Origin of the sequence: Polynucleobacter sinensis (assembly GCF_001595985.1) — a bacterium.
Classification (GTDB): domain Bacteria; phylum Pseudomonadota; class Gammaproteobacteria; order Burkholderiales; family Burkholderiaceae; genus Polynucleobacter; species Polynucleobacter sinensis.
In genome coordinates, this window is record NZ_LOJJ01000009.1 from 72,429 (window position 1) to 85,561 (window position 13,133).

Annotated in this window: 14 protein-coding genes and 1 tRNA gene; 11 read left to right on the top strand and 4 right to left on the bottom strand. The window is 45.5% G+C overall.

The window, feature by feature from the left end:
• Positions 1–30 precede the first annotated feature (30 nt).
• Complete coding sequence (locus AOB49_RS09130) at positions 31–660, top strand: trimeric intracellular cation channel family protein (RefSeq protein WP_062310220.1); 630 nt, start codon at positions 31–33, stop codon at positions 658–660.
• Here AOB49_RS09130 and AOB49_RS09135 read toward each other — a convergent pair.
• Positions 647–2,245: a gamma-glutamyltransferase family protein gene (locus AOB49_RS09135; protein WP_172793424.1), complete on the bottom strand. Its 1,599-nt coding sequence runs from the start codon at positions 2,243–2,245 to the stop codon at positions 647–649. The genes AOB49_RS09130 and AOB49_RS09135 overlap by 14 nt on opposite strands.
• Positions 2,246–2,456: 211 nt before the next feature.
• Here AOB49_RS09135 and AOB49_RS09140 point away from each other — a divergent pair, with 211 nt between their 5' ends.
• Positions 2,457–4,127, top strand: a complete 1,671-nt coding sequence (locus AOB49_RS09140) for an MFS transporter (protein WP_062310223.1) — start codon at positions 2,457–2,459, stop codon at positions 4,125–4,127.
• A 64-nt stretch (positions 4,128–4,191) separates the two neighbouring features.
• Here the strand turns inward: AOB49_RS09140 and AOB49_RS09145 are convergent, their stop codons facing one another.
• The gene (locus tag AOB49_RS09145) at positions 4,192–4,803 is read right to left on the bottom strand and encodes an MOSC domain-containing protein (RefSeq protein ID WP_062310225.1); all 612 of its coding nucleotides are present in this window, start codon (positions 4,801–4,803) and stop codon (positions 4,192–4,194) included.
• Positions 4,804–4,849: 46 nt separating this feature from the next.
• On the opposite strand from AOB49_RS09145, the gene AOB49_RS09150 reads away from it, so the two are divergent.
• Both AOB49_RS09150 and AOB49_RS09155 read left to right on the top strand, forming a co-directional pair.
• Positions 4,850–5,260 (top strand): hypothetical protein, encoded by a 411-nt coding sequence (locus AOB49_RS09150; RefSeq protein ID WP_062310229.1) that lies wholly within the window; start codon positions 4,850–4,852, stop codon positions 5,258–5,260.
• Between the two features lie 76 nt (positions 5,261–5,336).
• A tRNA-Met gene (locus AOB49_RS09155) sits at positions 5,337–5,413 on the top strand.
• Positions 5,414–5,466: 53 nt separating this feature from the next.
• On the opposite strand, the gene AOB49_RS09160 is transcribed toward AOB49_RS09155, so the two are convergent.
• Positions 5,467–6,465 carry a Bug family tripartite tricarboxylate transporter substrate binding protein gene (locus tag AOB49_RS09160; protein ID WP_062310232.1) on the bottom strand — a complete coding sequence of 333 codons (999 nt, stop codon included), beginning with the start codon at positions 6,463–6,465 and terminating at the stop codon, positions 5,467–5,469.
• 140 nt (positions 6,466–6,605) lie between these two features.
• Between AOB49_RS09160 and AOB49_RS09165 the strand changes: the two genes are divergently transcribed.
• The 7 genes from AOB49_RS09165 (at position 6,606) to AOB49_RS09195 (ending at position 12,595) form a co-directional block, all read left to right on the top strand.
• Positions 6,606–7,142 (top strand): DUF2878 domain-containing protein, encoded by a 537-nt coding sequence (locus AOB49_RS09165; RefSeq protein ID WP_062310235.1) that lies wholly within the window; start codon positions 6,606–6,608, stop codon positions 7,140–7,142.
• A gap of 121 nt (positions 7,143–7,263) precedes the next feature.
• The gene (gene recA, locus AOB49_RS09170) at positions 7,264–8,346 is read left to right on the top strand and encodes a recombinase RecA (protein ID WP_062310575.1); all 1,083 of its coding nucleotides are present in this window, start codon (positions 7,264–7,266) and stop codon (positions 8,344–8,346) included.
• Between the two features lie 7 nt (positions 8,347–8,353).
• Complete coding sequence (locus AOB49_RS09175) at positions 8,354–8,890, top strand: RecX family transcriptional regulator (RefSeq protein WP_062310237.1); 537 nt, start codon at positions 8,354–8,356, stop codon at positions 8,888–8,890.
• A 190-nt stretch (positions 8,891–9,080) separates the two neighbouring features.
• The gene (gene sucC, locus AOB49_RS09180) at positions 9,081–10,250 is read left to right on the top strand and encodes an ADP-forming succinate--CoA ligase subunit beta (RefSeq protein ID WP_062310239.1); all 1,170 of its coding nucleotides are present in this window, start codon (positions 9,081–9,083) and stop codon (positions 10,248–10,250) included.
• A 15-nt stretch (positions 10,251–10,265) separates the two neighbouring features.
• The gene (sucD, locus tag AOB49_RS09185) at positions 10,266–11,159 is read left to right on the top strand and encodes a succinate--CoA ligase subunit alpha (protein WP_062310242.1); all 894 of its coding nucleotides are present in this window, start codon (positions 10,266–10,268) and stop codon (positions 11,157–11,159) included.
• 82 nt (positions 11,160–11,241) lie between these two features.
• Positions 11,242–11,949, top strand: coding sequence for a TerC family protein (locus AOB49_RS09190; protein WP_062310244.1), 708 nt, complete (start codon positions 11,242–11,244; stop codon positions 11,947–11,949).
• A gap of 133 nt (positions 11,950–12,082) precedes the next feature.
• Positions 12,083–12,595, top strand: coding sequence for a pilin (locus AOB49_RS09195; RefSeq protein ID WP_062310247.1), 513 nt, complete (start codon positions 12,083–12,085; stop codon positions 12,593–12,595).
• Positions 12,596–12,648: 53 nt separating this feature from the next.
• Here AOB49_RS09195 and moaC read toward each other — a convergent pair whose 3' ends face one another.
• Positions 12,649–13,125, bottom strand: coding sequence for a cyclic pyranopterin monophosphate synthase MoaC (gene moaC, locus AOB49_RS09200; RefSeq protein ID WP_062310249.1), 477 nt, complete (start codon positions 13,123–13,125; stop codon positions 12,649–12,651).
• Between the last annotated feature and the right edge of the window lie 8 nt (positions 13,126–13,133).

Here is a 13,133-nt window from a genome sequence, read left to right on the forward strand (position 1 = left end):
CTATATCTGCGGTGATTTAGACTAGATGCTATGGATCAAATTAATTTCTGGATTGGCATCATCGCGACAATTGCTTTTGCGGTTACTGGAGTATTGGCTATCGCCGATCGTGGCGTAGACCTTTTTGGGGTGCTAGTTCTAGGTGTGATCACTGCAATTGGCGGCGGAACCCTACGTGACATCATCCTGGAGGTGCCTGCATTTTGGTCAATCGCGCAGATTTATATTTGGGTAGCTTTGGGCGCATGTGTCGTCACTTTCGTGGCCGAGTCTTTTTTTACTCAACCGCAGATTTATCGTTGGATGCTATATATCGATGGATTGGGCGCAGCTTTGTTTGGAATTCAAGGTGCGGATAAGGCTTGGAATTTAGGTTTTGGGTTGCCAGTTGCTCCAGTCATTTTGGGTGTGGTTACTGCAATTGGCGGCGGCCTCTTGCGCGATATTTTGGCAGGTAGAAAAACACTGCTGATGTCGCATGAACTATATGCCATTCCAGTAACGCTAGGATGTTTTTTATACATCCTGATTTTGAATTTCTTCCCCGAGTTCACGCTTGAGGGCTCAGTGATTTGTATGTTGGCTATCTTTAGTTTGCGGGCAGCTGCTATCTACTGGGATCTAACCGTACCCAAATTATTCATTACTAAAACGCGCTAACTGCCCCGTCACTACGAGGATCCCAGCCGCCGTGCAATGTGCCTGATGGGTCACGAATAATGCAGCCAGCATGGCCCATGTTTTCATCAAAGGCATCGAGTATTTCAATCTCGTGACCTAAAGAGTGCAGCTCTTTGGCAACCCACGGACTAAAGCGTGACTCTAACTTTAAGCTGTCGCTAGTTTGTCCCCAGGTTCTGCCAAGTAGCCAGCGTGGGCGGCTGATCGCATCTTGCGGATCAAGTCCATATATTGCTGTACGAGTAAAGACGGCGCACTGTGTTTGGGGTTGACCATCGCCCCCCATCGTGCCGTACACCATAGACCGACCATCCTTAAATAAAGCCATCGCTGGATTCAATGTGTGGAATGGTTTGCGATAAGGTTCAAGATGATTGAGGGTTTTTGGATCAAGCGAGAAACTACATCCTCTGTTTTGCCAATTGATGCCTGACTTTGGCAAAACAATTCCAGCCCCAAACTCGTGATAAATGCTTTGAATAAAGGAAACACAATTTCCATTGCCATCAACCACACCCATCCAAATCGTATCGGCCGGTCCTTTGCCTTGGCCCCAGGGCAACGCTTTTTCAGCATCAATATTTTTTGCTAACTTCTTTAAGAAAGCAGGGGCTAGGAAAGACTGCGCATTTTTTTTCATGTACGCTGGGTCGGTGACAAATTGATCGCGCACCTTAAATGCTTGTTTAGTAGCCTCAACACAGTGATGAATGTACTCAGCGCTGTCGACCTTGAAGCGCTTGAGATTAAGTTGATCCAGTATGCCAATGATCATCAGAGACACAACGCCCTGGGTTGGTGGCGTCATGTTGTAGACATTCCCCATGCTGTGCTTGAGTTCAAGTGGGTCAATGAGTTTTGCTTGATGGCGATGAAGATCCGATAGCCTTAGAGGGCTGCCGATATCTGTGAGCTCCTTGGCAACTAATTCAGCTAAATCGCCACGGTAGTAATCTTCTGTTCCTTTGCGAGAAATTTGACGCAACGTTTTTGCAAGACGCTCTTGTTTGAAGATGCTGCCTACCTTGGGCGCCTTGCCATCAACTAAAAATGTCTCTGCAAATCCAGGGATAGGGCTTAACTCTGATTTCTTCTTTTCCGTCAAACTGGATTGACTGCGTGTGACTGGCACTCCAGCTTCGGCGTAGTGAATCGCATCAGCCAGTAAGCGAGAGAGTGGAAGCTTGCCACCAAGACCTTGTTGCGAAAGTTTCTGAGCAGCACCCCAGCCAGAAATGGTGCCTGCAACAGTATTGGCTGCAATAGCTCCCCTAAACGGAATGGCAGAAGTAATGCCACGCTCCGCATACCACTGCTTGGTTGCTAGGCCAGCGGTTGCACCGCAGGCATCAATTCCGCCGATTGCCTTACCAGGTGAATGAATCACCCAGAAAGAATCACCACCGATAGAGTTCATATGGGGATAGACGACCGCGATGGTGGCGGCTGCGGCAATCATCGCCTCAAGGGCGTTACCGCCTTCACGGAGCACAGCAAGCGCCGATTCAGATGCCAGCGAGTGGGGCGCCGCTGCCATTCCCCTAATTCCCCATTTTTGTTGCATGGTTATTTTGTCCCCAATAAATATATTGCCGATTCCTTATTAGACGCTAGGAGAATACTTGTTGCTTCATTGCATCTACTTTGACGATTTTTCGGGAAAACCCCGATCTAATTTGATGGGGAATTACCCTAAGTAGTGGATTTCTTTGATTTTTTTCAAGCCATAATCGACCCGTTGTTATTTATTCAATAAAAATAGTTAGGAGCTACTGATGTCAACATCAACTAAAGCAGCCCCAATGACCGCTGAAGAGCGCAAAGTTATTTTTGCTTCCTCTTTGGGTACGGTTTTTGAGTGGTACGACTTTTATCTTTACGGTTCATTGGCTGCCGTTATCGCCAAGCAATTCTTCTCAGGCCTAGATGCAGGTTCAGCCTTCATTTTCGCGTTGCTAGCGTTTGCTGCCGGTTTTATCGTTCGCCCATTTGGCGCTTTAGTATTCGGTCGCTTAGGTGATTTGATTGGTCGTAAATACACCTTCTTGGTGACGATCTTGTTGATGGGTGGTGCCACTTTCATCGTGGGTATTCTGCCTAACTATGCAACTATCGGCGTTGCTGCCCCAGTAATCTTGATCGCATTACGTATGCTTCAAGGTTTGGCTTTGGGTGGTGAGTACGGTGGTGCTGCAACTTACGTTGCTGAGCACGCTCCTCATGGTAAGCGTGGCGCATATACAGCTTGGATTCAAACAACAGCTACTCTTGGCTTGTTCTTGTCCTTGCTTGTGATTTTGTTCACACGTGAATTTACTGGTCCAGACTTTGAAGTTTGGGGCTGGCGTGTTCCATTCATCGTTTCTATCGCTTTGTTGGCTATTTCTGTTTGGATCCGTTTGTCTATGAACGAATCCCCAGCTTTCAAGAAGATGAAAGATGAAGGCAAATTATCTAAGGCGCCTTTGACAGAGTCATTCGGTCAATGGAAGAACTTGAAGATTGTTATCTTGGCATTGTTTGGTCTGGTTGCAGGTCAAGCGGTGGTTTGGTACACAGGCCAGTTCTATGCTTTGTTCTACCTCACACAAGTGTTGAAGGTAGACGCTAAGACAGCGAACTTATTGATTGCTGCTTCATTGGTAATCGGCACGCCGTTCTTCGTAGTATTCGGTAGCTTGTCAGACAAGATTGGCCGTAAGGTCATCATCATGGGTGGCTTGTTATTGGCTGTAATTACTTACATTCCAAATACACCAGTTTCTGTATTTAATGCCTTGACTCACTTTGCTAACCCAGCATTAGAAAAAGCAATGGCAACATCACCAGCAACTATTACTGCTGATGTAAACGAATGTACATTCCAGTTCAACCCAACAGGTACTGCTAAGTTCACTAGCTCTTGCGATATCGCAAAGCAAGTGATGGCTTCCAACTCTGCTAGCTACAGCACTGTTGCTGGTCCTGCAGGCTCTACAGCAGTTGTGAAGATTGGTGATACAGAAATCACTGGCTACTCAGCAAAAGGCTTGGCTCCAGCTGATGCGAAAGCAAAAGATGCTGAGTTCAAGAAAGCGATTCGTGAGGCATTGAATGCCGCTGGTTACCCAGCTAAAGCAAACCCAGCTGACGTGAACTATGTTGCTGTATTGCTCTTGTTGGTGTACTTGGTGATTTTGGTGACCATGGTTTATGGCCCAATCGCGGCGATGTTGGTTGAGATGTTCCCAACCCGCATTCGTTACACCTCTATGTCTTTGCCATACCATATTGGTAACGGTTGGTTCGGTGGCTTGTTGCCAACGATCTCCTTCGCCTTGGTAGCGCAAAACGGTAACATTTACTACGGTCTCTGGTACCCAATCATCATCGCTGCGATGACATTGGTAATCGGTGTACTGTTTGTACGTGAAACAAAAGACGTAGATATCTACGCAAAAGACTAAGTCGTTTTAGTCTGCATCAAATAAAAACCCGATCAGAAATGGTCGGGTTTTTTTATTCCTCAAATTAATCCCAAAGATTTTTCTGATTGCTGCGATTAAAAAGCGCTTGATTCTGATTGGCTATAGAAGTCATTCTTAGACCTGGCACCACTTTAATCTCAGCGCCCGCTGTGAGTATGCCGGTTTGATTTACGCGTAAGTACCACCCACTAAATCCTGATTGCAGCATCGCTTTTGCCGCACCTTTGTACCCCATCTTGGCATTGAACTTAAAGCAGGGTTCGCGCAATTTGACTACGGTAAATTCCAAATCGCCAATGTGAAGTCTGTCGCCAATAAATACTTCAGTCTCAAGTAGGCCCTCAATCGTGAAGTTCTCACCTAAAGCGCCCAGCGGAAGACTAACTAACTTTTTTGTTTCTCGTGTGAGTAGTTCATTCCAAAAACCGTAATGCTCTATTGGGTAAGCATAGATTGCTTTCTCGATCCCCCCATGTACCGATGGGTCGGCCTGCTCGTCACCCGAGACGCCTAGACGAGTAATTTCAATTGGAAGTGGGTGATCTAAATTGCTGATAGATTCTTTATTAATGGCCGATGCTACCCGTTGATAGTTTGGATGATGTGAGCCAAAGAGCGGCACAACTTTACCGGTAGAAATAGATATTAAGCGCATAGACTCAGATGACTGATAAGATGAATTGATCAAATTGAGAAAGTAAATGATGCATCTTTTTAGGCTAGTTGTGACAATTGTTCTTTGCGGACTTGCTGTTCAATCAGCCTATGCGAAGTGGGATGAGGAGCGCGATATTACGACCAACGGCAAGGATGAGTTGGTTTATTACTATAAGACCAATGATCAGGGTCAGAAGTTGGTCTTGGATAAATACGTCAAGCGTCTGATTTTTATTCGGCCTGATCGCCTCCATAAGCGCACCATTCGCCTGATCAAGGTAGATGGTCAGGCGATTGAGGTGATTAGCGACCCTTTTTCTCATTACCCCGAGCAAACGGCCATTGTTTTTGAAAATAAGGACGAGGTCCTGAAAAAGCTCTTTTTAGCCAAAAAAATCGAGGTTTTCGTGCGCTATAACCGAGATGAAGCAATGAGTAGCTTCCAAATAAGGTAAGTCTTAGGGCCGCAGTCTGCGCCTTCCCCTGACTGATTTAGACAGAAGGCTTTTCATCATTTACAATAGTGAGTTCGGCGAATTAGCTCAGCTGGTTAGAGCGACGGAATCATAATCCGCAGGTCCGGGGTTCAAATCCCTGATTCGCCACCAAACTTAGGGCTAGAGAAGATATTCTCTAGCCCTTTTTCTTTTATGTTGCGGGATTAGTCTGCCCGAATGTTTGCCTTGAGGACAACATTCTTCCAGACTCGTTGTTGTTGGGCAATGAGGGCTGCAAATTCAGCGGGAGATCCACCGCCAATAACGGCATCTTCACTTGCAAATCGTTCTGCAACGGCTGGTGTTCTAAGGGCTTTATAAGACTCTTCTTGAATACGCTTAATCACGCTCTCAGGTGTATTTGCAGGCACCAGAATTCCATACCATTGGACGGATTCAAAGCCCTTGTAACCCGATTCAGCTACTGTTGGAAGATTTGGTAGAGAGGAAATTCTCTGCGGAGTTCCGGTAGCAATCGCCCTTAACTTTCCCGAGCGAATATATTGAAGTAGAGCTGGAGTACCTGCGGAGAATACTTGGATTCTGCCTGCCAATAGATCGGTTAACGCGGGGCCGGTTCCTTTGTAAGGGATGTGTGTGATTTCCATTCCCGTAGTGAGTTTGAGATACTCCATTGCGAGATGGCCAGCGCTGGCATTACCGGCAGAACCGTAATTTAATTTACCTGGATTATTTTTAGCATAGGCCACTAATTCTTTGAGATTCTCTACCGGTAAGTCTGGGTGCACTACGAAGAGGCTTGGTACTTTGGCTAAAAGCGTGACGGGTGCAAAGTCTTTATTCACGTCATACCCAGTATTGGTGAAGATGTAGGGATTGACTGCCATTGATCCAACGTGCCCAAGAATCATGGTGTAACCATCCGCCGGCGCTTTTGAAACCTCTAACATTGCGGGAACGCCGCCTCCCCCTGCTTTGTTTTCAAGGATGACTGGAAACGGCAATTGCTTCGATAGTTCTTGGCTAACTGTTCGAGCCACAATGTCAGATGTTCCTCCGGGAACAAACGGCACAATAAATCGCATTGGCTTTTGCGGCCAATTCGATTGCGAAAGGCTGGTGTTCAAGTAACTTGCTAGACCCATTGCTAAGCAGCCTTGCAATATTGAGCGACGCTGTTTGTTAGCAGTATTGTTTTCCATGCTTTGTCTCTGATTTTTTAACTTTGTTTTTTTGACGAATTCATGCTGATTTCAAATGATATTTGATTGGAACGCTTATGGTTTCTTTGTAGGTATATTGAGGGTTTGGTAGTTTATGGTTGGCTACATGGAATCAATGTATGACTAAATTTTGGAACTTTTTGTTCTTTCAGCTAGGCTGGTTTGCGTGTGTCATGGGCGCTGCTAACCACCATGTTTTTTGGCCAGCAATCGGCACCTTCTTTTATGTTGCCTTCTATATTTGGCGTTCGAATCAGTCACTATTGGAACTGAGGCTTGTGATTAAGACCGTTATATTAGGAGTGAGTGCTGACACACTTTTATCCCATTTGGGGTACTTAAGCTTTGAGAATGCGTGGCCAAGCTCCTACCTATCTCCGTTTTGGATGTGGGCGCTGTGGGCGCTGGTAGCCAGCACCATCAATTCTTCTCTATCTTGGCTTCAAAATAGACCAATATTGGGCGCGATGCTGGGTGGGGTGGCTGGGCCCATGTCTTATGAGGCGGGAATCAGAATGGGCGCTGGAGCTTGGGGTACAGGAGGTCAAGTTTGGGGATTGGTGTTTATTGGAGTGACCTGGGCACTGGCGATCCCGCTCTTATTGCATTGGGCTCGACCGACTGTAGGAAGTGGAATTGTCAAAAATCAGACATAAGCCTTGAAAAGTATCTTGCAAATAGTACTGTTTTTATATACAGTAAACTCTAAGTTGTTAAAAAGTACAGAAACTACGGGAAAAAGCCCAATACATAGCGAAAAGGAATTAAAAAATGGCCTTGGATGATAAGAAAAAATCAGCCTCATCAGAGTTTGATGGCATGAGCGGAGACAAACAAAAGGCACTGACTGCGGCCTTAGCGCAAATTGAGAAGCAATTTGGTAAAGGCTCAATCATGAGATTGGGCGATGCAGAGATTCATCAAGATATTCAAGTGGTTTCAAGCGGATCTTTGGGTTTAGATATTGCTTTGGGAGTTGGCGGTTTGGCACGTGGGCGCGTAATCGAGATTTATGGCCCAGAGTCTTCAGGAAAAACAACCTTAACTTTGCATGCAATTGCAGAGATGCAAAAGATTGGCGGCACTTGCGCCTTTATTGATGCTGAGCATGCTTTAGATGTTCAGTACGCCTCACGTCTGGGTGTGGATGTAAATAATTTATTGATCTCGCAGCCTGATACGGGTGAGCAGGCATTGGAAATTGCTGATGCCTTAGTACGCTCTGGTTCCATTGATTTAATTGTCATCGACTCTGTAGCGGCTTTGGTTCCAAGAGCGGAGATCGAGGGCGATATGGGCGATTCATTGCCAGGCCTTCAGGCCCGCTTGATGAGTCAAGCCTTACGTAAGTTGACTGGTGCAATTAAACGTACGAATACGACAGTTATTTTTATTAACCAGATTCGTATGAAGATTGGTGTGATGTTTGGATCTCCTGAAACTACCACTGGTGGTAATGCGCTGAAGTTCTATGCATCAATGCGTTTAGACATTCGTCGTATTGGTAGCATTAAGAAGGGCGATGAGGTTGTTGGTAATGAGACCCGTGTCAAAGTAGTGAAGAACAAAGTATCTCCTCCGTTCCGTGAAGCGATCTTTGACATCATGTACGGCGCTGGAATTTCTAGAGAAGGTGAGATTATCGATATGGGCGTCGAGGCTGATATCGTCGAGAAATCAGGCTCTTGGTACAGCTATAACGGTGACCGTATTGGCCAAGGAAAAGACAATGTGCGTGAGTTCTTGAAGGAGAACCCAGCAATTGCTCAAGATATTGAGGCCAAAATTCGCGAGAAACTCGGAGTTAAGGCTGGAACAGCCGTAGTTAGCGACGTTGTCAGCGAAGAAGAGGAAGTGTAATAGTTCGATGTCAGAACTAGGTAGCGAAGTAAAAAAAGGTAAGAAACAAAGCCCGAGTCTCAAAGCTCGGGCTTTGCGCCTTCTATCAATGCGTGAATATAGCCGCAAAGGTTTAGCCGCCAAGCTTGAAGAAGCTTCGGCCCGGATGCTCAAGTTCAACTTGCCAGAGGCAGAGCCTGAGGCACCCCCTCCTGGAAAGTCTCTTGCCGTTCAGATTGAAGAGGTTTTGGATGATTTTGAGGCTAGGGGTTGGCTTTCTGATGAGCGCTTTGCTGAAGCTTTAGTTCGACGACGCAGCGAGCGTTTTGGAGTGCGGAAAATAGCAGATGAGCTCCAGCAGGCTGGGGTAGATAGCGAGAAAGCTGCAAATCTCATTAAAAGCCTAAAAGAGACTGAATATCAGCGTGCGCAAGAGCTTTGGATGCGTAAATTTGGGGTAGTAGCCACCGAACAGAAGGAGCGTGCTCGCCAGTATCGGTTTTTGGCATCTAAGGGTTTTAGTGCGGCAGTCGTATCTAAGGTGGTTGCTGGGCGCCCTGACTAGGGCAATTACGGAGCAAATATACCCGGTTGACGCATTGCAGCATGATAGACTTATGGAGTCGGTCAAGCCGTTCACATTTATTCAAATTCGCTGAGATTTAGCAAATCATTGGGTAAGTATGACATTACGGTGAAATCGGTTTGACTAATCCTCATCGCTTGCTAAAAAAGATACCGTTTCGGGAGTAATAATGAAAATTCACGAGTACCAAGGCAAAGAATTACTACGCCAATTTAATGTGCCAGTTCCAAATGGCATTCCTGCATTTAGTGTTGATGAGGCAATTAAAGCTGCCGAAAAATTGGGTGGTCCAGTTTGGGTCGTCAAGGCGCAAATTCATGCGGGTGGTCGCGGCAAAGGCGGCGGTGTGAAACTGGCGAAGAGTATGGATGAAGTCAAGAAATACGCTTCTGAAATTCTGGGTATGCAATTAAAAACCCATCAAACAGGACCAGAAGGTCAAAAAGTTAATCGTCTTCTCATTGAAGATGGCGCCGATATTAAGAAAGAGTACTACTTCAGTATCGTTACCGATCGTGGTACGCAGAAAAATGTGATCATGGCGTCCAGCGAAGGCGGCATGGATATTGAGGAAGTAGCCGAATCACATCCTGAAAAAATTATTAAAGTATTTGTTGATCCATTAATTGGGTTAACAGATGCCGATTGCGACATTATTGCTAAAGGCATTGGTGTTCCAGATGCCTCTATCCCAATGGCGCGTGACGTATTTAAGAATTTGTATAAGACTTATTGGGAGACTGATGCCTCATTGGTCGAAATCAATCCATTGATTCTTGAAGGTAATGGCAAGATCAAAGCGCTTGATGCCAAATTCAATTTTGATCCAAATGCTCTATTCCGTCATCCAGAGATCGTTGCTTATCGCGATATTGATGAAGAAGATGCTGCTGAGATCGAAGCGTCTAAATTTGATTTAGCCTACATTTCACTTGACGGCAATATTGGTTGTTTGGTCAATGGCGCGGGATTGGCAATGGCAACGATGGATACGATCAAGTTGTTTGGTGGCGAGCCAGCGAACTTCTTAGACGTTGGCGGTGGTGCTACTGCAGAGAAAGTAACCGAAGCATTCAAGATCATGCTCAAGAACAAGAGTGTTCAAGCAATTTTGGTCAATATCTTCGGCGGCATCATGCGTTGTGACGTGATCGCTGATGGCGTAGTGACGGCATGTAAAGCGGTGAACTTGACTGTACCTTTGGTAGTGCGCATGAAGGGTACCAATGAGGAGTTGGGCAAGAAGATTCTTGCGGATTCCGGTTTGCCAATCATTAGTGCCGATTCAATGGCTGAAGCTGCTACTAAGGTAGTTGCTGCTGTTGCAAAAAACAAATAATCAAGGAACTTCAATATGTCTATTTTGGTAAATAAAAATACTAAAGTAATTACTCAAGGTATTACTGGTAAGACCGGCCAATTCCACACTGAGAAATGTCAAGAATACGCAAACGGCAAAAACTGTTTTGTAGCTGGTGTAAATCCTAAAAAAGCGGGCGAGTCTATCTTCAATATTCCAATTTATGGAACTGTTAAAGAGGCTGCTCAGCAAACTGGCGCTACCACTTCAGTGATTTATGTTCCGCCTCCTGGCGCTGCCGCGGCAATTTGGGAGGCTGTTGAAGCAGATCTAGATTTTGTGATCTGTATTACCGAGGGCATTCCAGTCAAAGATATGTTGGAAGTGCGCAATAAGATGCATGCAAAAGAGGCTGCTGGAGGCAAGAAGACTTTGTTGCTTGGCCCTAACTGTCCAGGCATTATTACTCCAGACGAAATCAAGATTGGTATCATGCCTGGTCATATTCATAAGAAGGGCCGCATTGGTGTTGTTAGCCGTTCTGGTACTTTGACTTATGAAGCAGTTGGCCAATTGACAGCAATCGGTTTAGGTCAGTCCACGGCGGTTGGTATTGGTGGTGACCCAATTAATGGTTTGAAGCACATTGACGTTATGCGTATGTTCAATGAAGATCCAGAAACTGATGCGGTCATCATGATTGGTGAAATCGGCGGCCCAGATGAAGCTGAGGCAGCTCGCTGGTGCAAAGACAATATGAAAAAGCCTGTAGTTGGCTTTATTGCTGGTGTGACTGCGCCTCCTGGAAAGCGTATGGGCCATGCAGGCGCATTGATTTCTGGTGGGGCGGATACTGCTGACGCTAAGCTTGCTGTCATGGAAGAATGTGGATTTAAAGTGACAAGAAATCCATCTGAAATGGCGGCTTTGCTTAAAGCTATGTTGTAATCAAAAAAGCATGCTGATTCGTCAGCATGCTTTTGTATTACCTTGTTGTTAAAATTAAAATATAAAAAAGTACGGAGACATTATGGATTTTTCAGCATTTTCTGACGCAACATTTTGGGCTGCATTGCTCTCAATCATTGTTGCAAACATCTTGTTATCTGGTGATAACGCTGTTGTGATTGCGTTGGCATCCCGCAATTTGCCGCCTGCCCAACAAAAGAAAGCCATTTTCTGGGGTAGTGCTGCTGCAATTATTTTGCGAGTTGTACTGACAATTACCGCAGTTGCATTGCTGACCCTGCCGTATTTGAAAATTGTTGGCGGCTTACTTTTGCTTTATATCGGCATTCAGCTATTGTCTGATAGCGGCGGTGAAGAGCATATGGAAGCCAAGACCAGTATTTGGGCTGCAATTCGCACGATCTTGATTGCTGACTTGGTAATGAGTTTAGATAACGTTTTAGCTGTTGCGGCTGCCGCTCAAAAAGGGCCTGAAGAAACCCGTCTCTTGCTACTCATTATTGGTTTAGGTATGTCTATTCCATTGATTATTTTTGGTAGCGCGATGCTTTTAAAGGTTATGGAGCGCTTCCCAATCATCATTACCTTGGGTGCCGGCTTGCTGGGTTTATTGGCAGGGGGAATGTTGGTTGATGACCCTGCAATTAAGGACAGTATCCAAGCTGCATTAGGTGATGCTAAGTTAGCCTTTGAAATTATCGGCGTGGCCATCGTGATTCTTGTTGGAACCTACTTGAAGAAAAAGAATTCTTCCAAAGAAGCGCATTAATTTTCTTTTGCATGATTCGGAAAAAGCCGGCCTTTAAAGCCGGCTTTTCTTACTTATAGGCATCTTGAATGTATTGGGTATAGACTGGATGATGAGGGATTCAACCTCAGGAGCCAACAGAATGAGAATGCGCATGAATGATTCACAAATTACCCAAGTTGATCAGCAGCATGAGTCTGGATTTACTTTAATAGAGGTGATGGTAGTTGTTGCCATCATTGGGATTCTGGTTGCTGTCGCAGTGCCTCAGTATCAAGACTATATCGCTCGAAGTCGTATCGTGGAGGGGATGAACCTTTCTTCAAGTGCAAAGTTGGCTGTAACTGAGGCATTTGCAAGTAAGGGTACGGTGGCGATGGATGAAGCCACGCAGGGATCATTTACTTTTGTACCAACTAGAAGCGTGAAACTAATTGAAATCACACCCTCCGGAACAATCGTGATTGATTTTCAGAATAATGTCGCGCCTGATAATAAAAACACATTACATCTGATCCCAACCAATAATCCCGATGCAAACATTCCAAAGCCGATTGATCTATCTAAGCCAGAGGGATCGACCTGGGCGGGTGGATGGTCTTGTCGTTCAGCTGAAACGAATTTGCTTCCTCAGTTATTACCTTCGGAATGTCGTATCAGTAAATAGTATTCATGTGGAAGCCGCCTAATGGCGGCTTCAAGCAAAAAAAAGACTGCTGATTATGCAGACTTCCATTCCCCGCTTTTGCCGCCACTTTTCTCTAGTAGTTGAATGTCGCTCATGACCATGCCGCGGTCTACTGCTTTGACCATATCGTAGATTGTGAGAAGGGCAACTTGGACGGCAGTCAAGGCTTCCATTTCAACGCCGGTAGGACCGGTAGTTTCGGCTTGTACTTGGCAAGTAATGCTATTTTTAGAGGTATCTAGCTTAAATTCTAGGCTGACGTGAGTCAGCGCCAATGGGTGACACAGGGGGATCAGATCCGAAGTTTTTTTGGATGCCTGAATACCTGCAATCCTGGCGATGCCCAGAACGTCTCCTTTTTTATGGGAGCCCGCTTCAATCATCCTAAAAGTCTCGGGAAGCATCGTAATTTTGCCCGAGGCAATGGCAATGCGGTGTGTATTGGGCTTATCGCCCACATTCACCATATGGGCTTGGCCGCTAGCATCAAAATGAGTTAGTTTGTTCATGGGATAAG